Source organism: Euzebya pacifica (assembly GCF_003344865.1).
Lineage (GTDB): Bacteria > Actinomycetota > Nitriliruptoria > Euzebyales > Euzebyaceae > Euzebya > Euzebya pacifica.
Map to the genome: position 1 here is coordinate 411,675 of NZ_CP031166.1, position 24,830 is coordinate 436,504.

Consider the following 24,830-nt stretch of genomic DNA (forward strand, 5'->3'; position numbering starts at 1 on the left):
GTCAGCGCACCTGTGGGTGTTGGGCCGCCCCGATCGCGACGGCGAAGTCGCGCTGGGTGGAGGATGGGACCCGGTAGGACTTGGAGCCTCCGGAGGGGTCCCGCTGCACGTAGGGGCGGGAGAACTTGTTGACGGCGATGTCGGCCATGGGAAGGCCGCCGTGGACCGGGACGCGGAGGCGTTCCTGCATCCGATCGACGGTGCCGGGGACGAGGCCGCCGCGTCCGGTGATGACGACGCCATCGGGGGCGGGGGCGCCTTCGTCGCGGATGCGCGACTCGATGATGGAGGCGATGTCGTCGATGAGTTCGTCGACGCGGGCGGTCAGGGCCTTGGTCTGGTCCCGTTCGGCCTGCGCGGCGGCGTCCTCGGGGTCGATGTCACGGACGTTGGCTTTGCCCCAGACGTCCTCGTCGTCGTCGTCCTCCATGAACCCGACGGCCCGTTCATGGGCGTCGTACTTGCCGAACGCGTCGTCGTCGACGTCCTCGGCATGCAGTGTCGCCTTCAGCTGGGCGGCGTCCTCCTGCGACATCTTGAATTGCTGGGCGAGGACTTCGGTGATCATCTTGCCGCCGGCGGGGATGCACTCGACCCACAGCAGGTCGGGGCCCTTGCGGCAGGCGATGATCGTTTGGCTGTGCCCGATGTCGGCGATCACAGCGACGTCGTGGACGAGGGGTCGCGCCAGGGACCGCACCAACGATGCGGCGGACGGCTCGATGATCCCGATCCGTCGCTTGGTGACGGCGGCGACTGCCTCGATGTCGGAAAGCAGCTTGCGGGAGATCCCGGCGACTGCGACGACGTGGCCGTTGGCGGTCCGTTCCAACGGGACCACCGAGATGTTGGCATCGACGGTCCGCAGGGTGGGCGAGAGCTCGGCCATGGTCTTGGAGTTGCGGAGGTGTTCCACCCACTCCCCCGGCTTGAACGCCGCCGGGATCATCCGCAGGGTCACGGCGACGTCCTCACCGCCCACGGCGATTGCCAGGGGTGCCCCCTTGGGTGCCTTGATGTCGTCGAGGGCGGCAGCGAGGGCGGTGGCGACCTTCTTCTTCGCCTGGATGCGGCCGGCGATGACGTCGCCGTCCTCCAAGGGTCGGCGTCCGATCCGGGTCACCTTCGTGACGCCCTTGCGGTCGGTCTTGTCGGTCATTGCGACCTTGATGCCGGTGGCACCGAAGTCGACACCGATTGGCTTGGCCATCTCAGACCGCTCCGTTCCTGGTGAGTGTGTGGATTTCGTGCAGCAGCCCTGACATGGCCCGGTTCACCCCGGGGGAACTCGTCGGGGCGTACCGCTCGAGGTACTGGCGTGCCCGCCTGGTGGTCTTGTCGTCCACGGCAGTGGGGACCAGTTGGGAGTCGGCGGCCACCGAGTGGCGGTGTCCGCGCAACGACACGACCGGTGCGGTGGCACCGGGGTCTCCCTGCTCGCGGTGGTCACCGACCGGGGCCGTGTGGCCCGCGTTGCCACCGGCGGTGTGGTGCGGCGGCACCGGGGTCTGGCCGGCGGGTTCGGCGAACCCGTCGGCGTCCATGGCGATGCCTCCCGAACCGGCGGCGCTGTCGAGTGCCGCGTCGTCGATCTCGAGGTCGTCTTCGTCTCCCCAACCGGACATGTGTGCTCCTATCGGGCGTCGAGGAGCCCGGCGAGGGCGTCCTTGTCGCGGGCTTTGAACTCGGCTTCGGCGCGTTCGACCGTCTGGGAGCGGACCAGCTTGGCGAGGTCCTGTTCCAAGGTCTGCATGCCTTCGCGGTTGGCGATCTGCATGGCCCCGCGGATCTGGGCGATGCCCTCCACGGTCCGCATGTGGTTGGAGATCGCGGTGGACTTCAGCATCACTTCGTAGGCGCCAACGCGGCCGGTGCCGGAGGCGGTCGGCAGCAGCGTCTGGGACACGACGCCTTCCAGGACGCCGGACAGCAGGGCGCGGACGCCGTCCTTCTCCGTGGCGCTGAAGAAGTCCGCAACACGACCGATGGTCGAGCCGGCGTCGTAGGTGTGGAGCGTCCCGAACACGAGGTGGCCGGTCTCGGCGGCCTCCAGGGCGGCGCGGACGGTCTGGTCGTCGCGCATCTCACCGATGAGGATGACGTCGGGGTCCTGACGCAGGCTCGTGACGACGCCGTCGTGGAAGTTGGTGAAGTCGCGGCCCTTCTCGCGTTGGTAGACCATCGATGAGGGGCCGGGGCGGAGCCGGTACTCGATGGGCTCCTCCAACGTGAGGACGCTGCGCTTCTGGGTCATCAGCAGCGTCTGCAGCATGGAGGCGAGGGTGGTGGACTTGCCCGACCCCGTGGGGCCGGTGACCAGCACCAGGCCGCGTTCGAGGTTGATGAGGTTGCGGACCGACTGCGGCAGGTTGATGTCGTCCATCTTCGGGATGGTCGAGGAGAGCTTGCGGGCCACGAGCGTGGGGCCGTTGTCGGCCCGACTGATGACGCAGCGGAACCGCTGCTTGCCGAAGGACACGGCCGGGTTGAGGGTGCCGCCGCTGCGCAGGACACCGTCGATGTCGTGGTTGGGCAGCAGGATCCCGAGGGCACGCGACAGCCATGCCTCGGTGACGGGTTCGAACTCCAACGCCTCGAGTGCGCCGCGGATGCGCAATCGTGGTGGGATGCCGACTGCGAGGTGCAGGTCTGAGCCGTCCTCGGTGACGATCCGGTCGAACAGTTCCCAGATCTCGTCGGGCAGGGGCCGTTCGACGGCGACCTCGTCGGCGCGTTGCAGCGCCGAGAACAGCCGGTTGAACCCGCGGACGCTGGTGATGTGGACCGACAGTGCGCCCGGGTGCACGCCGAGGCCGTTGGCGCACAACTCGATGATGCGTGGCTGGGGGTCGACGACGGCAACGGCGGGGGTGTTGTCACCGATGTCGATCTGGATGGCGAAGGCGCTCTTGATCAGCTGGCGGTCCAGCCCGGCCTGCGGGGTGGCGTTGAGAGGCACGACGGGCAGCCCGGCCAGTTCGGCCTTGAGCCGGATGAGGTCGCTGTCGCTGAGGACCGATGCGGCATCGAGGCCTCGTTCGAGCCTCGGGAGGGTGATCTTGTGTCGGTCCAGCCCGAACATCGTCGGGTACCGTTCCTCGGTCACCAGGTTGCGCTTCTTTAGCTCGTCCAGCATCGCTTCGACGCTGAGCGAAGAGCTGCGGGTGCCGGGGATCATGGTGTCGGTCATCGCTCGGTGATGGTCGACCGGGCGGCACCCGGGCGCAGCGTCGGGGGTGCCGCCGAGTGCGCCGGCTGCGGGTCCGGGTCAGCCCGCCGGCACGAGGAGGGAGTGGGTGACGATGAGTTCGTCCTCGGGCAGCGGCTTGGAGGTGCCGATGACCTCCGCTCCGAGGTGGGTCTTGACGAGGCGGCCGATGCGCTGGTTGACGAACTTGTCGGTGTTCTGGGCGACGGCCGCGGCGTAGAGGCGGCGGAGGGTCGGCGTGTCGCGGATTGAAAGGAACACCGTGCGGGTGATGTCGATGTCGAAGCCGTCGGCTGCGAGTTCGTCAAGGCGGTCGCGGACGGCCCTGGCGAGGTCGGGGTAGGCGGGGTCGTCCCAGCCCAGGTGTCGTCGCAAGGCGAAGGTGACGTACTCGGTGAACGTGAGGCCGTCGGCCTCGGCGGCAGCGGTGACTTCCTTGTCGAGGTCGGTGGGGATGCGGAGCGAGCGCGTAGTGGTTGACATGACGTCAGCATACATCCATATGCGCGCTGCGCCAATCCGCGCATATCGTGTATTGGCGTATTACGCTGCTAGAAGGACTCTGAGGCTTCGACGGACAGGTAGAGGATCGGGAGCCACAGCGCACCGATGATGAACCCCATCACGGCCATCACGAACAGCAGGGTGAGCGTCTCGATCTTCTTTCCCAGGCTGCTGACCTGTGCGTTCACCTGCTCGGCGATCGATGCGGCCGCCGCATCGAGCGTTTCGGCGAGTTCACCGGTCTGTTCACCGACCGACGCCAGCGCCAGGACCGTGGACGGCATCAACGGGATCGACGTCATCGACGTGGCCAGCGGCTCACCGTCACGGATGCGGGCCACAACCGTCGGGGTTGTCTTGATCAGCCATCGTGAACCCGACGCGCGGGCGGAGATGTCCAGCGCCTTGTCGAGCGGCACGGTGGACCGCTGCAGCGACGCCATGGTGGCGCACCACCGGTACTGCATCTGCTGAACGAGGAGGTTGCCGAAGATGGGCAGCCGGAACTTGACCTTGTCCAGCTTCTCGCCGATGTCGACGTTGTTGCGGGTCTGGTCCAACCAGGCCTTCACACCACCGAAGGCAAGAACGAGTCCGCCGATGAACGGCAGCATGTTGTTCTTGACGGTGATGAGGAGTTGGGTCGGTGCCGGCAGGTTGGAACCGAACCCCGCATAGAGCTGCTCGAACTGGGGCAGCAGGAACTGGATCATCCCGAGCGCGATCATCATCGACGCGCCACCGGCGTAGCGCGGGTAGGCCGTCGCTGACTTGACCTCAGACTCGATCTTGGCCTGCTGGGAGAGCTGCTCGTAGAGCCGCTGCAGGGTTTCGGGAAGGGTGCCGGCGGTCTCGGCGGAGGAGACGTAGGCGAGGAAGGACTCCCCGAAGGTCCGGTTGTAGTGGCCGAACGCCCCCGACATCGACTCGCCCTGCCGCATCCGCTCGACAACCTCAACGAGGACGCCTTGGATCTTCTTGGACGGGGCGGCATCCACCGCGGCGGCGACAGCCTGCTGCGGGGTCATCCCGGCGGAGATCAGCACCTGGATCTGCTTGACACTGGTCGCAAGGTCCAGGGTCTTGACCTTGGGCCCGCCCTCACCACGGGCGTTGCCGATCGCTTCGAGGAACGCACTGACCGGGTTCTGCGCAGCCGGTGCGATGGAGCCGACGTCGTAGTTGTCCTCCTGAAGGATGGTGCGGACCTGTGCCTCGGAGGGCGCGCGCATCTTTCCGGTCTCGCGCTGGCCTGCCGGGTTGACGGCGGTCCACTTGAAGTCCCGAGACTTGATGTTGGTGTTGTCGGCCATGAGGTGTGGTCGCTTCCGGTGTCAGGGGGTCAGGAGGCCTTGGTGTCTTCGACGGGCACGAGTGCGGTCACGTCCTCCCCGCCGGGCCGCCAGATGCCGCCGTCGACGGAGGTCAGCAACGGCAGGACCTCCGAGGGGCTGGTGATGCCCTCGGTGATGAGGCGCTTGGCGTCGACGGAGAAGGGGATGTAGTTGTCCTCGTTGGAGGCCTCGCGGATCGCCAGTTCCGATCCGCCGCCGAACCGGACGGCGTCCTGGATGGCGGAGTTGACGACCAGGAGTTCCATCAGGGCTGACCGGCCCTTGTATCCGGTGCGGGCGCACAGGTCGCAGCCACCCGGCGCGGGGGCCTCTGTGACGTCCTTGATGCCGGCGGCCTCGAGCAGTTCGATGGTGCGGGCGTCGAGGTGCTCGGTGCGGGCGCAGTCACGGTGGATGCGGCGCACGAGCCGCTGCCCGATGGCGATGCGGACCTGGTCGCCGGCCAGGAACGGTTCGACGCCGAGGTCCAGGAGTCGGGCGAACACACCAAGGGCGCTGGTGGTGTGGAGGGTGGAGAGGACCAAGTGGCCGGTCATCGCGGCCTGCACACCGGTCTGGGCGGTGTCGGGGTCGCGCATCTCACCGATGAGGATGACGTCGGGGTCCGACCGGAGCGCGGACTTGATGGCGTTGTGCCACTTCACGCCGCGGCGGGACTTGGGGTCGACCTGAACCTGGGTGATCCCCGCGAGCTTGTACTCGATGGGGTCCTCGATGGTGATGATCTCCTCACCGGACCCGGTTCGCTCCTGCAACAGGGCGTACATGGTGGTCGACTTGCCGGATCCCGTTGGACCGGTGGTTATGACCATCCCGGAGGCCTTGCCCATCTCGCGCTTGAGCGTCTCCGCGGTCGGGGCGGCCAGACCCATCTCGTCGATGCGCATGATCGAGTTGACGCTGTCGAGCAGGCGCCAGGTGATCTTGGGGCCGGTGCGGGCAGGCAGCATCTCGGAACGGACGTCGAGCCGTCGCCCGTCGGCGGTGACGTGTTCGAACTTGGTCGACTGCGGCTCGTTCTGGGTGCCGATGTCCATGTTGGCGTGGGACATGGCCGACTGGATCAGCTTGCGGCCGTTGCCGGCGTTCTGCGACACCATCTGGCGGACGACACCATCGATGCGCATCCGGATGATCAGCCGGCCGGACTCGTCCAGTGACAGGTGCAGGTCGGAGGCGCCCTGCCCTGCGGCCTTCTCGATGGTGTCGCGGACGAACGCGACGTTGCCGGTGTCCTCCACGGCGACGCGTTGGACGTTGCCGCGGTCGATGACGGGGTCGGCCGCTGCCTCGGCCTGGGGTTCATCGGTCTGGTCGCCGGTGAGGACGAACTCGTTGCGGACACGTTCGATGCGGGCGAGGACCTCGGGCAGGTAGCCGAGGGCGAGTTCGGGCTTGTCGGTTTCGGCGTAGCCGCGCTTGATGACGGTGTTGAGGCCCCGGCTGACGGTTACGGCGACGAGGTACTGGCGTCCCTCGAAGGCGACTGGGATGCATTCGCGGCCGGCGAACAGTTCCAGGCCGCCCTGTTGGATGGGGGCGACGTCGGTCTCGACCCGCGGGTTGGACAGGTCGATGAACGGGACCTTGGTGACCCTGGCGACCAGCTCGGTGGCGGTCTTGAGGGTGAAGGTGCCGTTGAGGTCCTCGACGTCGAGGAGTTCCAGCAGCGGTGACCGGTGGGTCTTGCGGCTGGATCGGTCGATGGCGAGGGCGACGTACTTGGCTGGCAGTTCGGGGAAGTCTTCGCGCAGCACCATGTGCGCCAGGCCGGCGTAGACGTCGTCCCATTCGGTGGTGCTCATCGTCGAGTTCCTCGTTCGCGTCGTGTCGTTGGGGAGTGCGCTGCTGATGGTCGGCCGGGCATGTCGTGGTGGAAACCGGCGGGGACTGCGGTTCGGTGGTGCCGATTCGGGTTTCGTGGGCCGGACGGGTCGGTGTTGCCCGCCTTGGCCGTCGGTGCGCCCGGGGTCATCCGGTGGGGAGCCGTCCGATGCCGAGGCAGGCGTCGGAGGCGCCACCGGGGGAATCGGCTGGTGTGGGTGTGGGGTTGGGGCAGGCGATCACCAGTGCGGTGTCCCATGACCCGCCGTCGCGGTCGCCTTGCCCTTGGACCGAGCCGACACCGCCTGCGCCGGCGGGGGCCGAGCTGCCGTTGAGCAGCAGGGCGGTGGCGCCGGAGCAGCCGGTGATGGAGATGGCGGTGTCGGGTGGGATGATGCCGAACCGTTGTGGTGTGGCACCGTCGCCGAGTTCGTAGCGGGTCAGCAGACAGCGTCCTGTGGCCGACCGGGCGGCGGCGCCGATCGCGCCGGAGTGGCCGGGGATCGCGGCGACGGAGACGTGGGTGGCTATCTGGGAACCGCCGACGGCGGTTCGGGGGCCGAGGTAGGCCAGGCGGGGGTTGGCGTCTTGCAGGGCGAGTTGGAGGGGTGAGGGGTCGCCGGGGGTGGTGGCGGTGTCGGCGGGGAGTTCGCCTCGGACCTGCCAGACGGACGTAGCGGTCGTCAGGGTGCCGTCGATGGCGCTGGCGGCTTGCAGGTCATCGCCCCGGTCAACGCCGACGCGGGGCACGATGATGAAGGCTGCGGCGGCGACGCCGAGGAGCACAAGGGTGACGACCAGTTCTGGGAGGGTGAAGCCGCGGGTCGGCCGGACGGGTCGGGTCATGTCGGGCCTCATGGGGTGGTGGTGCACACGGCTGCGTCGCAGGCGCTGTGGGCGGAGTAGGGGGCGGTGGTGAGGGTCCGCCATCGCGGGTCGGCCGACGGGTACATCGGTGGTGGGGTGTCGACGGACGCTGGGGTGGGGATCAGCACCGTGCGGTCGAAGGCGTTTGAGTCCAGCCGCAGGTTGGGGGCGGCGATGCTGCCGACCCATCGCAGTTCAGCGGCGACGTTCTCGGCGCACAGGGCGTTGTTGTCGGCGGGGGTGCACACAACCGCTGGTGCGGTGCGGATCGGTGAGGGCCAGGTCGCAACACCGTTGGCGTAGGGCAGGGTCGCCCTGAGGGAGGGAAAGTTGGAGATGGCCACGACCCGTCCGGATGCGTCGCCGAGCCCCAGGGCGGTTCCGTGGGCCTCGACCAGCAGGTCGGCGTAGGGCTGGCGGGCCCAGTAGCCCATCACGAGGTCTCCGGTGGCGACCAGTCCGAGGGGGACGTCGGCGACCTGGGAGTTGCCGATCCACAGGTTTGCGGGGTGTGCAACCGTTCCGGCGATGATGGTGAGCGGGTCGACCCAGTCGACTGACGGGTTGGCGTTGCCGTCCAGGTCGAAGTCACAGCTTCCGGTCCGGTCGAGGTGGTCGTCGCACCAGCCCAGGTAGGTGTCGGTCGGGGAGACGACGACCCCGGTCGATGGCGGCCACACGACGACCTCATCGGCTCCTGTGCCCGCAGGGTCCCAGAACGCCTCGGTGCCGGGATGCACGCCATCGTTGGCGGCGGACGCGGAGACCCTGGTGAGGTCGCACGCGGTTGCGCAGTCGTTGCCGTCCGGTTCGGTGCCGTCGGTGCGCCAACGGATCCGCACCGCGCTGGAGGTGAGGGTGGTCGGATCGGTCGAGGACAGCCGTCCGGTGACGGCTCGGACGGGGGTGATGTTCACCGCAGTGGATGCCGGGACGGTAACGACCGTCCCTGAGGTGACGTCGTAGAGCCGTTGCCCCGGGTTGAGGCACAGGTGGGAGGTGGCCGGCACGCCGTCGCCCACGTCGATGCGTCCGTCGGGCCGCAGGAGGTCGCCGTCACCGTCGACGTCGTCGGGTTCGCCGTCACCGTCCCTGTCGACCGCGCGGAGGAACGCGCCCGGTTCGGCTCCGGTGCCTGGGCAGCCGATGGCGATGGATTGGGCGACGCCGGCCTGTGCGGTGGCGATGGTCCATGGTTGGGCGGCGAGGTGCCGGACGTCGGCGTGGACACCGTCGGGGTCCATGAGCAGGACACGTTCGGGACAGGGGGTGGTCCCCCCGCAGATGTTGTTGTCGTTGCCGAGGAATCCGCCGGAGCCGGAAACGGGATCGGCGGCGACAACGGCGTTGATGATCGTGTCGGGGACCCCGTCGCCTGAGTCGGTCGGCAACACGACCTGCCCGGAGGCGTAGACGACGAGTCCGTCGGCGGTGGTGTCGTCGGCGTTCTCGTACAGCGACGCAAGGTCGAGGTCGCCGGTGGCGAAGGCGGTGGTGTCGGCGAGGGAGGACCGCACGATGGTGCGTTGCCAGCCGGCTTCGATCAGTGGCCGGCTCGGATCGATGGCGGCCTTGCCGAGCGCAGTGATGGTCCAACGGGACCGGGCGTGGTCACGAACGAGCGTGAACGCCGCCTGCCCGGGTGCCAGCTGGACGGTGGGGTCGTCCCAGGCGAGGTAGGTCCAGTCGGCCCCGCACCTTTCGAGTGGCCAGGATTCCCCGGCGGTGCGAACCGAGGCGTCAGCGGCGCAGACCCGGTCGCGTTCACCTTCCATGACCTGCTGCAAAGGCTGGTGCGGGTTGTCGGTGAGGTCAGCGGCGACTTGGGCGAGGAGTTCGTCAGCGAGCTCGCGTGAGGTGGTGAGCTCGCGGTCGAACCGTTCCGCATAGGTCCGGGACGCGGTTGCGCCGACCAGTGCGGATATGACGGCTGCGGCGACTCCGACGACCAGAACCATCTGAAGGTAGCTGGCACCGCGTGCGCGACGCCGGCCCCGCCTAAGCGGACCAAGGGACACACGGTGACCGGAAACCACGAACACTCCTCGAAGACGGCGTCGACCCGCCGGACGGCGGCTGCGTCGCCCTTGACAGTCGGCGGCGGGCGCCGTGGTGCCGCACGCGGGTTCACGCTGGTCGAGTTGTCGATCGCGTCGTTGGTGATCGGCTTGGTGCTGGTCACGATCGTCACGGTCATGTCCAACATCGCCTCGGCTCGGGCTCGTTCCGCCTGGGTCGACGCTGCGCAGGACCAGCTCACCACCCTGATGGACCGTTTCGCGGACCGCCCCTACACCGAGTTGGCGTCGTTCACGACCGACGCCGAGATCCCCGATCCCTGCCCCGGGGAGCCGCAGGTGTCGTGTGTCCCGGTGCGCAACACCACGGCCCGGGTCGAGTGGTCGGTGGTGGCGTCGGACCGCACCGTTCCCGGTGGTTGGGCGCCCGCGTTCGTGGACGTGACGGCACGGGTTTCCTTGGCTGCCACCGGGGTTCCCGGCGACCTCGTCGTTCCTGACGTCACCCGCCGGGTCGTTGCCGGTGACCAGGTCGCTGGACAGACGCGCGCCACGGTCACCGTGGTCGCTGACGGGGTCGCTGCGGCGGAACCGGACGAACTCCCCAGCGTGTACCTGATCGACCCGTCCGGAGTCTCCGGTCCGGTTGCGGTGTCACCTGCCGCGGCGTTCGACAGTGACGGGATAGCCCACATCGCCTTGTCCGACGCGTCTGCGGTCTGCACCCGCGGTGCCCCCTGCCGGTTGGCGATCGGCACCGACGCGGAGTGGTGGGCCACTGACGAGGTGACCCTGACCGCCCCAGCGGTTGCCGGCCAGGCCGGCAACCTCATCATCGGAGCGGGAGAGCGGCACGAGTACGCCCTGACGTTCGCCCACCGGGGAGTAATCGCCATCGACCTTCTCGCGCGGCCCGATGGGGGGAACGCCCGGCCGGGCGCGGAACCGAACTCCATCTGCTTGTTCGCGGAGTTCTCCGACGGACTTGGGGTGCAGACGGTCCCGGAGTGCAACGTCGGATCCGGACGGGAGATTCGGTTCTCCACCTATCCGGTGGACGACCCGTCATCCGCTGACCCCAACGACCGGATCGACCTGCCGATACCCGCTGATGCGGACCTCACGCTGCTGTCGGACCTGCGTGACGGTTCCTGCGCGCAGTTCGACGTGTCCAGTGGCTACGTACCCGTCACCTCCGACGTCGACGGCGACTGGGTCAACGCCGGTCGGTTCTGCACGTCCTACACGTGGGGGCGGCCCGGCTACTTCGCCGAAGCCGGTCAGCCGGAGATTGCGATCGCCGACCGGTGGCCGGAGATCGCCGACGTCACATTCGGGCCGCCCGGCACGTCACTGCGCCGCTACAGCCTCACGTGGGCGTCCACTGAGGCTCGTCCGGCCACCGGGTATGCGGGTGCAGAGGCGCTGTTCAACGACGTGGTTGCCGCCAACGGCCCCCTGTTCCACCTCAAGCTCGACGAGGTCGAGGGCGAGATCACCCTGGTCGACCAGGTCGAGGGACCCGTCGACCCGGTGACGGGCGAACCCGACGCTGACGGACGACACCCCGGCACCGTGTCCACGATCGGTGGTGTCGCACTCGGATTTCCGGGGTCGATGGCGGACGACTCCACAGCCGCATCGTTGTCCGATGAGGTTGCCCCGGCGTTGCTGATCGACCTGCGCAACGACGTGACCGGCACGGAACATGACCGGTTCGCGCTCCGCAGCGGCGGGTTTGTCAGCTGGTTCGGCCTGTCGGTCCTCATCCGTGACGAGAGCGACGAACACCGCGATGTCGACCCGCAGGAACTGATGGTCTACGGCAACCCCCAGAGCGACGGGTGGGCGTTGCGGACCGACCCGGTCGACCGACGCCTCGAGCTGGTCATCAACGGCGTCGTCACCCAGTCCGAACGCGACGCCTACGTGCCCGGCATCTGGCAGCAGGTCATGGTCACCTACTCCAACACCTCACAGGCCAACGTCCGCTTCTACGTCGACGGGCACCTGAAGGGCACCGACCAGGAGCCGGTCAGCCTGGTCAACGTCCGCGACGAACTTGGGATCGGCCGGCTCTGCGACTGCGTGATCGACGAGATCTTCTGGTTGGGCGGGACCGGATCTGGCAGCGGGGGGGCCACGGCCAACTTCAACCAGTTCGCTGCCAACCTGCAGGCTGCTGCGGAGACCGCTGCGGAGGTCGGCGGGCCGATCTGGTCCAAGCCGCGGGTCACCCCGCCCTGCCATGCGTCCAACACCTGCGGTGCAGAACGACGCCCGTACGTTGAGTACGCCGGCTGCCCAGACCGGGCCGACAGCCTGTGCCTGTCCGCCAACATCGCGCCGATCCCGTTCCATGAGGAGTTTCCGTTCGACCACGCGTTCGCGCCGGGCAACACCACCGAATGGGCCATCTCGTTCCTCGACCCCGAGGGCGACAGCGGCGAGGTCCGCATCTCCGGGGGAGACCTGCAGGGCACCGCTTCGGGGTTGGAGTACTACGACGAGGTCAATGAGGAGTGGGAACCCGTCGCCCCAACCACCCTGGTGATCGCCGTTGACAACGCCATCCCGACAACGGTCCGGTTCCGCCACTCCCCCAACGGCTACACCGGCGCGATCCTCATGCCCGTCCGGGCCACCGACACCGCCAACGGCCTGACCCGCGACTACGTCTTGGGGTTTCACGGCTCCCCAGTCGCCTACGGCATCGACCTCGCTGTCATCAACGATGACCACCGGTGGGGCCAGCAGTCCGGCAACGTCATCCGGGCCACCGTGGTCGGCCCATCGGGCCAACCGCTCGACGGCGCCGACGTCACCCTCGTCCTGCCCGCCGCGATGGGCGGAACACGCACCGGCACCACCGGGACACAGTCGGGGGTGCCATCCGGCGCCTACGACTTCACCATCGACACATCATCCACCGTCCACGGCACCTATCCGGTCCGCGCACTCGTGGACGACGGGGCCGGCGGGGCCCGGCAGTTCCCCGAACCAGCAGACGTCCCCAACTGCACAGCGGTGAACGTCTCCATTGAGGCCGGGACCCTCGACAACCCGCCTGACGGCTGCATCAGGGTGGACCAGACCCCCGCCGACATCGTGGTGACCGGCGGCAGCATCCGGCAGGACGGCACCGACGAGGACCTGGTCACCGTGACGGTGACGGACCGGGCCGGCCAGGCCTACGACGGTGTGCGGGTCCGCGGCCGGGTCGAACCGCGCGTCGGCTACGACGACAACTCGTTGTCGTTTGTGTCTGCCGGTGCGGGCGACTCGGGGGCTGGCACGTGCACCACGGGTGATGACGGGCCCGGCAGATGCGTGCTCGGGATCGCTGCTGCGCAAACGGCCAAGGCTGACCCCGGCTACACCATCACCGTCCGGTCCGGCAGTGCCGTGGCCTCCGCAACCGTGGAGGTCATCGGTGTCGTCCGGACCCTGGAGGTGGAGGACGTCGCCATCGCACAGGGCGAGTCGTCCGACCTTGTGGTGACCGCACGGACGGGCGACGGCGCCCCTGCTGCGGGCACGTCGATCTCGGCAGCGTCGACCCTGCCGGTTGCCCCGGCGACCGCGGTCACCGACGCGTCGGGCAACGCCACGTTCACCGTGACTGTCCCCGCCAACGCCGACACGGGCCCGGAGACGGTGACGTTCACCCATTCCGGCGGCACCCCGCCACCGGACCCGGTCAACCCGGCGCAGACACAGGCGACGGTCGGCGTGACCGCCGAGGTCGCCAACCTCATCTACGGATCGGCGTCGCCGTTCGCGGCTGCGCAGGGGTCACAGGCTGCCGTGGTCGGGCAGGCCACCGACGCCTCCGGTGACCCGGTTCCCAACGCCACCGTGTCGGTGGACTTCCTCGGGGCGGGCGGGGCCGACGCGACCTTGGAGATCGGTGTCCCCCAGACGGTCCGGACCGGACCGTCCGGCGAGTTCCTCATCCCCATCGACGTCCCTGCTGCGGCCGTCACCGGCGACTACGAACTGCTGGTCAGTTCGGGATCGGTCACCCCTGTCGCGTTCACTGTCAGCATCACCGATCCGGTCCCGACGGTCCGGGTCGCCTCGAGGTCGATCCAGACCGCAGAGCATGACGGAACCCTCATTCAGGGTGGCGTCGCCTCATCGGTGGTGTTCACCGCCACCGATGTGGACGGCACGCCCGTGTCGCCGGACTCCATCACTCTGACCGGCGCGACGACGCTTGACGGCGATCCGGTCGCCGTCACCGCCGGTGCGTTCTCCGAGGTCGCGGAGGGTGTGTTCACCGCCACCTTGACGAACTCGGCCGGGCCCGTCCGCGGTGTCGGTCACCTGCTGAACCTGACGGTCACGCACAACAGCACCACCGTCGACCAGGTCGCGGCGATCGGGGTCACCCAGTCACTTGGTGACATCTCCGTGGAGGACGTCAGCGTCCCCCAGAACTCCTCCTCCCCCGCCACGGTCCGGGCGACTGACCTGCTCGGTGACCCGTTCGCCGGTGCGCGGGTCTCGGCCTCCCTCATCGGTGCCCCTGCGGGCGTCCGCATCGGCGCGACCTGCCCAACGTCGGGACCGTGCAGCGGAGCATCGGTGGTCACCGGCCCCGACGGGACCGCCCAGATCGCCGTCGCCGCCGATGCCGTGCCCGCCAACGTCTACGGCGGCGCCGTCACGGTGACCGCCGAAACGATCGATGGGTCCGTTGGCACCGACACCAGGAACCTCACGGTCACCCCGGTGTTGCGTGGCCTGTCGGGGCCTGCCGGGTTGACCATCCAGGACGGTCAGGCCGGGTCGTTCGCCGTGTCGGCCATCGACCAGGCTGGCGACCCCATCGATGGTGTCGCCATCGAGATCGGACGGGTGCTCGACACAGCCGGACGACTGATCGCCGTGCCCGAGTTCGCGCGGGTGTCCACCGGTGGGTGCGCTGCCGACGACGCACCTTGCGGGGACAGGATCGGGGTGGCCACGGTCCGCATGGAGGTCACCGAAGGGATCCTGTCCACCGGAGGCCCGACGGGCACTGGCGATTCCCCGGACGACTATGACTACCAGATCGAAATCTCCGCAGGATCGGCAAGGACGGTCGTCGGCCTTGAAATCAGCAACTGAACCCGACATTGTCGACGCCACCGTGCTCGCCGACCCGTCCCCGCAGGCCTTGCCGGTGCGGTTTGACAGCAACGCCCGCACCGATGCTGACCTTGCCTGGTTGGGCTCGGCCGGTTTCACCACCGTCGGTGCGGTCAACGAGTCACTGCTGCACCTGTACGGCATCCTGCTGCGAGAGGGCCCGGATGGCTACCTGCGTCTGAACCGACCCGTGGCCGGGATACGTGCGATCGGCGCGACCCCACCGGAGGGCCAGGAACGCCTGCCGACGACCCGGACCCTCGAGGTGATGCCCGATGAGACCGGACGGTTCGTCCTCACCCACTTGACCGATTACCTGAACCTCACCGAGCAGGACATCGTGCGGCATGCCCTGATGGTGATGCGCACGTTGCTCGAGCACGCCGAGAACGGTGGCACCATCACGCCGGTCGGAAGGGCGGCCCGATGATCACCACCCTGCGCAGGCGTCGTCGTCCCCGGGGCATCACCCTTGTTGAGGCGGTGGTCGGGTCGGCGCTGGCCGCGGTGGCGATGCTGGCGGTCCTTGCCGTCCTGGTCCAGCTCACGTCTGCGTCGGCCTCGACGCTGTCCCGTGCCGAACTTGCCCGTCAGGTCACCCAGTTGGACACCCAGTTGACACGAGACGTTGCGACGGCACTGCCGTGCCGCACTCACCGGATCGGTTCAGTAGTGCGGGCAGCACAGCCGAACCGGGTGTCATGGACCGCCGATCCCGATGGTGACGGGGTCGCCGAACTCATCACGTACGCCTTCTCCGGCGGGCAGCTTCTCCGGTCCACCACCCCGGATTCCGGTGATTGTGTGTTCACGACGGAACGCACGAGCTCACCGACGTCGGTGTCGGTTGTTCTGGACGGCCTGTCACCTGACGGCCCCCAGGACACCAGCGACCCGACCCACGACCTCCGCAGCTTCGCGTTGTTCCTGGTGGCCCCGGACGAAGCCACCGGTCCCGGAAACGTGGTCGACGGCGTCGACGAACTCCTCCTGGTCGGCAGCAGCCGCCCCGACGCAGCCGGCGTGGTCGTCGCACCGTTGGATTGCACCTCCGACCCAACCGACTGCCTTGGCGTCACCGGCCTGCGTGTCAGCGTGACAGCCACGACCAGCGACAACACCACCGTGTCGATCGACCGGACGATGACGTTCCCCGACGACCGCGCACGTCTCACCCCGTACGAGAACTGACCGGCACCGGGCGGGTACCGGACGACCATTTCTGGTGTGACCCGCCTCTCCTTCCAGTCCGTGCGCACCGTCGTCTCCCGCTACGGACTCCTTGTTCTCGCCGTCGTCGGCATCGTCGTCGCGGCCCTGTCGCTCAGGTCCGGCGGAGCAACCGATGAGGCGGGTGTCGTTGCCGAACCCATGCCGCCGGTCGAGACCGCCGCTCCCGTCGCAGATCCCGTCGACCTGACCGGTGGTAGTGCTGGCGTTCAGGGTGGCGGCACGCCTGCGGAGCCTTTGGTGACGGCCACCTTGGGTTCGTGGAGCACCGATGGCGACATCCTGCTGGCGGCCGGCGGGACGGATGCGTCGGGCGACACGGCGGTCTACACCGCTGTCTGCGGCACGGCTCCATGTGCCGCCCAGGAGACGACGTGGGTGGTGGACGGCGTGGCCCGCACGACCAACCCGATGGAGTTGCGGGTCGGCACGGTGGGGGTGCACACCGTCCGGGTTCGGGTGACGGGGCGGCCTGCGCCTGCTCGCACGTTCAGGGCGGTCGCCGTTCCGAGGTCGGCTGACGTGCCGATCGATGGGTGGGCTACGGGAGAGGCCGTCCCGACCGACCGTCTCCGGGCCCTCGCCTACGCCGAGGAGGTCGGGTGGTTGCCACCGTGTGAGGTTCCGCCCGGTCAGCCTCGGCGGGTGTGCGCGGACCCGGCCGGTGAGATCGAGGTCGTTCCCCGCCAGCAGACAGCGGGTCCCCTGCCCGCAGCGGAGGTCTCGCCGGTCCCTGGCGGCGAGCCGATTCCCTCCGACCAGGTTTCGGAGGAACCGCAGGCGGGGTCGGGAGCCTCGGAGCAACCGGTTGTCGACGATGGGCAGCCAGCGGACCCGTTGGCCGGCGTGTTCGGCAACGAACCGGTGTCGGTGTCGACCCTGACTGCTCCTGACGGGACCGAAGCGGCCGTCGGGGACTGTTCTGACCGTTGGACCCCGATCCTCGTCCGCGGCGAGTTCGTCCTCGGTGAGGGGTTGGAGCAGGGCTGCGTCGCACGGGGTGACCTGGCTGCAGGGGCATCGTCGGCCGCGGCGAGGCCCATCGCCGTTCCCCGTTGCCCAGGGCGGCCCGAGCCAACCCCGATCCTCACGTCAGATGGCGATGATGCGGACGAACCGCTGGGGCCGCCTCCGTGTTCAGATGAGTCCGCAGCAACTGTCGCCGACCTGTACGCCGTCGCTGCCGAGGTTGCCCTCGTCGATGCGTTCGGCACTTCATGCGGCGACGTGGGCCTGCCCGCCGGATGCACCGACGCGGCGGTGGCGGTCGTTGCCGCCGGCGGCCCCCACGAGCCTGCCGTCGCGCCACCCGAGGTACCGGTGTCGCGAGGCGACGTTGCGGAGGTCCTTGCGTGGGCGTCGGGCAACCGGTGGTTGTTCGACCCGGTCGTCTCTGCCAAGCCGGTGCATGTGGAGATCGATGCACAGGCCGTGGTGGCCATCGAGATGTCCCCGCCGGCGCACTGGGCTGCCGTGTCGATCGACTGGCCCGACATCGGCGGGATGGAGCGGGATTGTGGCCCTGCCGACCAGGACAGCTGTTCCTATCGTCCGATCAGGTCCGGCACGCACCGTGGAGACGTCACGATCAGTGCGGGGCCGATCTCAACGACCGTCCCCGTCATCGTCACCGCCGATCCCCCACCGCCGGAACTCCGCATCGGTGTGATCCAGCAGGCACCTGCGGGCTCCGCTGATTGGGTCGTCGAGTCGGACCGGCCCGTCGGGTTCTGGTCGCTCACCGACGCCTCTGGTGCGATGTCGATGTCGGCGTCCGGGGCAGGCTGGTCGGTGGCGATCGTGGAGTCGACGAGCGTTGAAGCCCGTGTCAGGGTCACGGGTACGCCTGCTTCGGACCTGATCGTGTCGGGCTGCTCGACGGGGCGTTGCGGAACCGTTGCGTTGGACCGTGGCAGCGGACAGGTCGTGGCGATGTCCGATGACGGCCAACGCGCCCCGATCGGTGACGTGGTGCTGCGAGTCACGACCGATGGGCCGGTGGACCTCGGCGAACGCCTCGATGGGTTCTCCCCTGCCGGTTCATCACCGTTGGTCCTCATCGGTGATCCCTACGGGACCCCCTTTGAGGTTGGCGAGGGCGACGTCATCGACGGTCCCGTCGTCTTGCGGGTACCCGGATGGTGGGCCTCTGGCCTCAACGGTGTCGAGCTCGTCCTTACCGGGCCTGCCGGGACTGTGACGGTGATGGCGACCCATCCTGAGGACCGCCGCTGACCCGGGCGTGCGTCGACGCGGAATGGCGTCCACACCGCCGCACATGCTGCCTAGACGGAGGGTGCGGCCAACTCTCAACCCTCCCGAATCAATGGTGTGACGACTCGTCACACCATTGCGACCTGCCGTTTTTGCCGGATCCGGGGAGTGCCTGGGCACATCGGCGCGCGCTGGAACGAGCCACGCCTCGCCCCTGCCGGACGACCGTAACGGGCATGCCGACCCCCGCACGACCCAAAAGCGACATGGGCTTCGTCCTCGTCGCAACAGTGACGACGGCGGCCACTGGGGTTCTCTGGATACCGCTTGCCGTCCTGTCCTCTCCCGGTTGGGCAGCCGCAGGTCCCATCGTCTTCTTCATGGTCGCGGGTCTGCTCTCGCTGATCCCGCGCTCGGTGACCATCGCGCACGGAACAGAACTCGTGGGCCTGCGCTGCGACCCGACCGGCCCGATCCATGCGGCCATGACCACCTTGTCCGACGCCCGGCTGCCGGCCCACGAGCTGGGCTTGCACCGCTCCAAGATCACCGACGGGGCGATCCGCCACGAGTTCACCGCCTCTCTCGGAGACCTCACCGGCACGATGTCAGTCACACCGTGGGGCGGCGACACGGCCATCGGCTTCACCGTGCGGCGAACGATCTCGCCGCTGCGCCAGACGAAGGAGATCGTGTCCGCTGCGGTCAAGGACGTCACGGGCCAGCACGACCACGAGGCCCGGACCAACGAAGGCCTCGCTGATGCCCTCACCGCTTCAATGCGGGTCGCGTGCGACGTGGCCCTGGAAGCCGCGAAGGCCCGCGTCCCGGTGGTTGACCTGGGTCCCGGACGGGTCGTCGCCACCGGCAGCTGGGATCCCGGACGACTCGTTTCGCACCGACGGCCCGAAGACGCTGGGTCGCCCCACGCTCCGGCCGACGCGGCCGCGCCGGCCTTCGACCCCTACGACGCTGCCGAGACCTCGCTCCTCACCGACTGACCGACTGCGGTGCTGCGCTGCCCCGTGTGGGCCACACGTCAACGGCCGCACCACCATCACCGAAAGGAACGATCCCGACGGGCTGCCGGCGTTGGTCGCCGAGGCAGTCAAGGACGACCGCATGGGCCGCACTCGACGCCAGTTCCGCCGAACTCCAACCGCGGGGCGGTGGCAAGCAGGAGATCGCTTGACACCATCAACACGAAGTGCTAAGGTTGTTAGCAACAAAGCCTTCGACGGGCTTTGGGGCACCGAGATCAACCCGCCCCCCGGTGGCGAACGGTCGATGAGGTGACGAGCCCCCAGACGGGGGAAAGCAACCAGCACAGGTGGCAGTCGCCGAGAGACCCTGCACGCATCGCACCACCGACGCGGACGGCCTCGGCGGAACCGGGGACGCCGAACACGTTCCGCGACGGAGACCCCCGATGCCAACCTTCACGTCCCTCGACGACCTCCTCCCCCACCTCATCGACACCCACCGGATGGACCCGGTGCGACTCGCATCCACCGGCACCATCGCCGACGCACGGGCCCTCGGCCGACTCCACACGGCTGCCCACCGCGACGACAACCCCAGCCACACCCACGGCACCGCAGTCGCCAACGCCCCGCAGCAGCACCTCACCGACGCCGAGATCGAAGCCGACCGCACCGCCGTGTACGGGCCGGCCGCCCCCGGCAAGTGCCTGTCGTGCCGCGACCGGGTGGACGTCCGCCCCGACGGCCGCTGCGACGCCTGCATCGGACTGCCCGCCCGAGGCGGAGACGGGTCAATGGCCGCCTGCCCGGCCTGCGACTGGTGGTACGTCCCCGGCACCGAAACGGTCTGCGGCGACTGCGACGTGGCCCTGCCCGACCTGCCGTACCCGTGGAAACGGACCTACCGATCGGCCGAAGATCCCGACAATGAGACCTATGCGGCCCTGCGCAACGCCACGGCCGACCGGATCGCCCACCTCGAACGGGCATGGGCGTCTGAGTACGCCGACCTGGTGGAGGACATCACCGGGATGCGCCCCGTACGCATCCACGCGGAGGTCAAGCACGACGACGACCTGTTCATGCATCGCATGTGGGATGCCGACGGGACCGAGGGCACCTACGACCAGGAGGTCAACGGGGTCGTGCTGGGCGAGATCAGCGAGTTCGACACCGTAGCCGGTGACGAATGGTCCACCCTCGCCGACGAGGGCAACTACGAGCTCGACGTCCCACCGCGCGCCTACCGGTACGTGCTCGCCCCCACCGTCCAGGCGGTGGGCTCCGTCCCGTCGGACGACTTCGACCGTGAGGTGGAACGGCGACTCTCGAGCCCCTTCGGGCCGGTGGAAGGTGACGGATGGGCCCTGTACGTCGACACCGACCCGGTGCAGGTGAAGAGGCTCCCCACCGCCGAAGGCACCGATGACGTTCGGGCACTGCTGACCGCGACCGTCGTCGGGACCATCGAGGCGGCCGACGCCGCACGTGCCCTCGGCAAGGCGCGCCGGGTCGTGGCCGACGCCATCCAGGCGCGGACCTTCCAGATCGGCGGCCTCCCACTGCTGTTCACCTTCGACGCCTCCGACCATGACCGCATCCTCGGCCCGGACGAGACCATCGACTGGGGTGTCACCTTCCCCCCTGTCGCCGTCCTGTCCGTCGTCGCGGCCGATGAGGACACTGCGTGGGCTGCCCTCGAGGCGATGCCGACGACATCGATCACCGCAGCGGACGGGTCCACGGTCTGGCTTGACCTCGACACCGACGACGAAGACGTGACGGCCCTCACGGACGGCCGCTGCCGGATCACCACCTCCGTGGTCGCCACGGCCTCGGGCACCGTGACCGCCGCTGATCCGCGTGGGGCGTTCATGGCGGCTGGCGACCTTGGAGTTGCCGGCGAGCACGACCTCGACCACCCCTTCCCCGGTGTGGAGATGTCGGTGTGGATCGACCTGGACAGGAAATCCGACGAGACAATCGTCGTCCCCCTCCCCACCTCGGCCGTCGGGGCGTCGGAGCCGACACGGAACGCTGCCCCGTGCGTCTACTGCGGCGCGGCCACCGCGGTATTCACCGAGTCGCCGCACCTGCCCGCTGATGACGGCTGGGAACCCGTTCGCCTGCACCTCGACAGCGCAGGGGTGGCCTGCGGTTCCTCGGTGGGATGGCTGCAGGACCGGGCCTACGCCACCACGGCCAATGAGTTGACCCCGACCCAGCGGAAGATCGCCATCGAGCACATCAAGGCCATCTGCGGCGTCTCGAAGAACGTCGCGGCGAACCACGTCGACGAGTGGACGTTTGCCGGTCTGCCCGTCCCCGAGGCGGAGCTGCTCACGGTTGTACGCAGCGCCGTTGCCGGCCAGTCGACCCCGCCGGCTGTGGGCCTGGTCCTCCGGTCCCTCGGGGTGGATGTGGACGTTGACGGTGACGTGGTGTGCTTCGGCGTGACGGGTGATGACTGGTTCAACTGGTCTCCCGGGGCCAGTCCGGTCGTGACGCTCAGAGGTGGACGGATGGTTCCCACCCCCGACGTGGAGGGGTCCACAGGTCAGCGTCTGGGCACCGAGGTGCCGGAGGCCAACCCGTTGCGCACAGCCAAGGCGTTGCGGCGTCTGCTCGGCTGATCCCGACCGTTGAATCGGCCCCGCACCGGTGAGGGCAGTGCGGGGCCGATCTTGGGTCTTTGGTCAGTACCGAGGGTCCTCGTAGTCCACGTCGGCGCTCTCGATTCCCCGGAGGGCGTCGCGACGGGCGGCGTGCACCACGTCACCGGGGTCAGACGCCGGCCGGACGATCGAGCCGCTCCATCTGGCCGACTCGCCCGAACCGTTCTCCCAGGAGGCCTCGATGTCCCAGACGGTCCGCTCGGGGCCGTCGTCCCCGGCGCACGTGACGGTGATCGTCAGGTCGCCTTCGCTGTCGTTGAAGGCGTGCGGGTGCGCCCAGTCGGTGGCCCACTCGGCGATCGGGAGTGTTCCGCCGTTGCGTGTCGGCCCGCCGATGCCGGGGACATAGCCCCACACCCTCCCGTCGTGGTCAGCGGTGGTCGGCCGTCCCCAACGGTCCCCGTCACGGTTGGCCGGTTCGTACGGTTCGCCGCTTGCCCGGTGGTTGCCGTCCCGGTCCCAGCCGAGCCGGTCGAACCCCTGCCGGTCATAGCCGTCGGTGTCGCGTCCACTGCGGTCGAATCCATCCGGACCGAACCGGGTGCCGGTGTCACGATGCGTTCCAGAGGAGTGCCAGCCATGCCGGTCGTGGCCATCGGGATCCCGTCCGTACCGGTCGATGCCCTGCGCATCGCGACCGTGGACGTCGTAGCCCTTGTCGTCCCGTGTGGTGCCGTTGCGGTGGTGGCCGTCGCGGGTGAACCCGGTGCGAGTGTGGAAGCCGTCGCGCCGGTAGCCCTCGGCGTCAATGCCGCGCCGGTCAAAACCGTCGGGCCCGTAGATGGTGCCGGTATCGCGGTGGACATCACGTCCACGGCGAGTAGGTGAGTCGTGCCGGTCGTTGGCGTCACCGCCGGGCCACCCACCGACGGTCTTCCATCCTGCCCGGTTGAAGCCGTCGGGGTCCCGGTAGCTGCCGGTGTCGGGGTGGACGGTCTCGGCGGTGTCGGGCCAGCGTCCCCAGGCCACCCCGCGGCTGTTGTGGGACCCGTGGATGGTGATCCAGCCGTCCGGTTCCGGAGTGATGTCGTTGACGATCCACTCGATGCGGATGCGGTCTCGGACGTGGTCCCGGCCGAACAGGTGAGACTTGGCGGCGATGACTTCGTCGGACGCGGCTTGGGCCTGGCGGAAGTCCTCGATGTCGCTGGGGCGCATCGCCGGTTGTGATCCGGTGGCGAACGGATCGGGCATGACCGTGGCGTTCGCCGCGGGGCGGGTGGCAACGGCAACTGCGGCCGGTGCGTGCTCGGCACCGCAGCGGCCCTTGATGCCGATGCGCTTGGAGCATCGACTGCCGTCCTTGAGGGGTTGGTTGCACGGTCTCGTTGCCATGACGTGGTCATTCCCGCCTCGACCCGGGGCGAGGCTCGGCGCGGGTCGCTCCGGACGGAGCCGGGCCGTCGACCGTCATCGGCATGGAGATCACCGAGGTCGTTCAGGAGGTCCGGTCGACGCTGGCCGCCAACCCGATGGTGGGGTGGGTCCTGGTCTCGGCGGTTGGAGCGCTCCTGCTGGTGCACCACAAGCCTCGTACCCGAAAGCTCCTTCCCGTGTCAGCCGTGGTCCGGGTGTTTGGCTGCTACTTGGTGTGGGTCGGGTCCGTGGAGGTAGCCAGGTCCGCACTCCCCGAGGAGTGGGTGTCGACCGGGGCGCCGTGGGCGGCGCTGCTGTTCGGCGGGGTTGCCGTCTGGCTGATCCTGATGCCGCGACGGGAGATCGTCTTCGTTGACCCCCCTCCGCAGGTGGACGGTTAGGCCCAAGGGGCGTCTGCGTCGGTGAGCGGCGGGGCCTGATCGAGCAGAGTCGGCTGTGGTTGTGCGAACACCAGCAGCAGGCGACTGACGAGCTTGCCCAACCCGGCGTCGCGGAGCGATTGTTCCACGGTGTAGGGGTCTGCGGTCGGGCGCGCCGCGTCGAGGTCGATCGGGATGTCGTCCCTGATGGTCATCAGCCGTTGGTTGCGACGGGTCAGGGAGTCGGAGGACTCCCAGTCGTCTATCAGGTCATCGGCGCGTTTGCGGCCGATGACCGACCGGCAGCGGATCGGGTCGGCCACCGCCTGCTCGATGGAGGGGAAGGCGGCGAGCAGAGTGACGGCGGTCTTCTTGCCGATGCCGGGGACGCCGTTGAGATTGTCGCTCTTGTCGCCCCTGAGCGCTGCGTAGTCGGTGTACTGGTCGGGTGCCACCCCGGTTGTCCGCTTGATCCCCTCGGCATCCAGCAGCTCGGCTGCGTGCAGGCCCGACTTCATCCGGAGCACCCGTGTGGTGGGTGTGACCAGACCGAAGGCGTCCTTGTCGGAGGTCGCAATGACGCAGTTCATGCCGGCGTTCGCCGCCGCCTTCGCGGTCGAACCGCAAACGTCATCGGCCTCCCATCCGGGGTGGACCACCACGTGGCCGGCCAAGCCGTCGTTGGCGGCGAGGAACTCCGGCGCGGCGTCCAGTAGACGGTCGAGTCCTTCTGGCTTCTCTGATCTGCCGGCCTTGTAGGGGGCGAACGCTTCCTTGCGGACGGATCGCTGCCGGCAGTCGAACCCGATGACGACTCGGTCGGCCCGCACGATGTCGGCCACTCCTGCCATGAGGGCCAGGAGTCCGTAGAGGCCGGCTGTGACTGGGTCGGTGTTCCGCCGTTCGGCGTACCCCCACCAGGCCCTGTGGGTGAGGCTGTTGCCATCGACTGCAAGCACCGTGTCTCCCTCGTCTGCAAACGCTGGGACGGGCGGTGGCGCGGGTGTCGCATCCGGGCGTGGCGTCGGTGCCGGTGGGGGCGTCGCGGACGACGCCGACTGGGGGTTGTCGAACAGCGTG

At 68.8% G+C, this 24,830-nt stretch carries 17 protein-coding genes; 7 read left to right on the forward strand and 10 right to left on the reverse strand.

Annotated elements, in window-relative coordinates; all coding sequences use genetic code 11:
• Position 1: 1 nt before the first annotated feature.
• The 8 genes from DVS28_RS27315 to DVS28_RS28970 form a co-directional block, all read right to left on the reverse strand.
• Positions 2–1,210 (reverse strand): cell division protein FtsA, encoded by a 1,209-nt coding sequence (locus DVS28_RS27315; RefSeq protein WP_114594794.1) that lies wholly within the window; start codon positions 1,208–1,210, stop codon positions 2–4.
• Between the two features lies 1 nt (position 1,211).
• The gene (locus tag DVS28_RS27320; protein WP_114594795.1) at positions 1,212–1,625 is read right to left on the reverse strand and encodes a hypothetical protein; all 414 of its coding nucleotides are present in this window, start codon (positions 1,623–1,625) and stop codon (positions 1,212–1,214) included.
• A gap of 8 nt (positions 1,626–1,633) precedes the next feature.
• Positions 1,634–3,190 carry a type IV pilus twitching motility protein PilT gene (locus DVS28_RS27325; RefSeq protein ID WP_114594796.1) on the reverse strand — a complete coding sequence of 519 codons (1,557 nt, stop codon included), beginning with the start codon at positions 3,188–3,190 and terminating at the stop codon, positions 1,634–1,636.
• A 78-nt stretch (positions 3,191–3,268) separates the two neighbouring features.
• Entirely contained in the window at positions 3,269–3,691 is a 423-nt protein-coding gene (locus DVS28_RS27330) for a hypothetical protein (RefSeq protein ID WP_164711184.1), read from the reverse strand.
• A 68-nt stretch (positions 3,692–3,759) separates the two neighbouring features.
• Positions 3,760–5,025 carry a type II secretion system F family protein gene (locus DVS28_RS27335; protein ID WP_114594798.1) on the reverse strand — a complete coding sequence of 422 codons (1,266 nt, stop codon included), beginning with the start codon at positions 5,023–5,025 and terminating at the stop codon, positions 3,760–3,762.
• A 29-nt stretch (positions 5,026–5,054) separates the two neighbouring features.
• Complete coding sequence (locus tag DVS28_RS27340) at positions 5,055–6,872, reverse strand: GspE/PulE family protein (protein WP_114594799.1); 1,818 nt, start codon at positions 6,870–6,872, stop codon at positions 5,055–5,057.
• Between the two features lie 166 nt (positions 6,873–7,038).
• Positions 7,039–7,737 carry a prepilin-type N-terminal cleavage/methylation domain-containing protein gene (locus tag DVS28_RS27345; RefSeq protein ID WP_164711185.1) on the reverse strand — a complete coding sequence of 233 codons (699 nt, stop codon included), beginning with the start codon at positions 7,735–7,737 and terminating at the stop codon, positions 7,039–7,041.
• A gap of 8 nt (positions 7,738–7,745) precedes the next feature.
• Positions 7,746–9,716, reverse strand: a complete 1,971-nt coding sequence (locus tag DVS28_RS28970) for a hypothetical protein (protein ID WP_164711186.1) — start codon at positions 9,714–9,716, stop codon at positions 7,746–7,748.
• A 63-nt stretch (positions 9,717–9,779) separates the two neighbouring features.
• Between DVS28_RS28970 and DVS28_RS27350 the strand changes: the two genes are divergently transcribed.
• The 6 genes from DVS28_RS27350 to DVS28_RS27375 all read left to right on the forward strand — a co-directional run bounded on the left by DVS28_RS27350 (position 9,780) and on the right by DVS28_RS27375 (position 21,972).
• Positions 9,780–14,891: a COG1470 family protein gene (locus tag DVS28_RS27350; RefSeq protein WP_164711187.1), complete on the forward strand. Its 5,112-nt coding sequence runs from the start codon at positions 9,780–9,782 to the stop codon at positions 14,889–14,891.
• A complete protein-coding gene (locus DVS28_RS27355) occupies positions 14,875–15,342 on the forward strand; it encodes a hypothetical protein (protein ID WP_164711188.1) in 468 nt (155 codons plus the stop codon). Before DVS28_RS27350 ends, DVS28_RS27355 begins: the two co-directional genes overlap by 17 nt.
• Positions 15,339–16,103, forward strand: coding sequence for a hypothetical protein (locus DVS28_RS27360; protein WP_114594803.1), 765 nt, complete (start codon positions 15,339–15,341; stop codon positions 16,101–16,103). Before DVS28_RS27355 ends, DVS28_RS27360 begins: the two co-directional genes overlap by 4 nt.
• 36 nt (positions 16,104–16,139) lie before the next feature.
• Entirely contained in the window at positions 16,140–18,377 is a 2,238-nt protein-coding gene (locus DVS28_RS27365) for a hypothetical protein (protein WP_114594804.1), read from the forward strand.
• A gap of 245 nt (positions 18,378–18,622) precedes the next feature.
• Positions 18,623–19,357 (forward strand): hypothetical protein, encoded by a 735-nt coding sequence (locus tag DVS28_RS27370; RefSeq protein ID WP_114594805.1) that lies wholly within the window; start codon positions 18,623–18,625, stop codon positions 19,355–19,357.
• Between the two features lie 428 nt (positions 19,358–19,785).
• Positions 19,786–21,972, forward strand: coding sequence for a hypothetical protein (locus DVS28_RS27375; protein ID WP_114594806.1), 2,187 nt, complete (start codon positions 19,786–19,788; stop codon positions 21,970–21,972).
• A 63-nt stretch (positions 21,973–22,035) separates the two neighbouring features.
• Here the strand turns inward: DVS28_RS27375 and DVS28_RS27380 are convergent, their stop codons facing one another.
• Positions 22,036–23,349, reverse strand: a complete 1,314-nt coding sequence (locus tag DVS28_RS27380) for a hypothetical protein (protein WP_114594807.1) — start codon at positions 23,347–23,349, stop codon at positions 22,036–22,038.
• A gap of 83 nt (positions 23,350–23,432) precedes the next feature.
• Here DVS28_RS27380 and DVS28_RS27385 point away from each other — a divergent pair, with 83 nt between their 5' ends.
• Positions 23,433–23,771 (forward strand): hypothetical protein, encoded by a 339-nt coding sequence (locus DVS28_RS27385; RefSeq protein WP_114594808.1) that lies wholly within the window; start codon positions 23,433–23,435, stop codon positions 23,769–23,771.
• On the opposite strand, the gene DVS28_RS27390 is transcribed toward DVS28_RS27385, so the two are convergent.
• Positions 23,768–24,709: a 5'-3' exonuclease gene (locus DVS28_RS27390; protein WP_164711190.1), complete on the reverse strand. Its 942-nt coding sequence runs from the start codon at positions 24,707–24,709 to the stop codon at positions 23,768–23,770. The two genes, DVS28_RS27385 and DVS28_RS27390, sit on opposite strands and share 4 nt — an antisense overlap.
• Between the last annotated feature and the right edge of the window lie 121 nt (positions 24,710–24,830).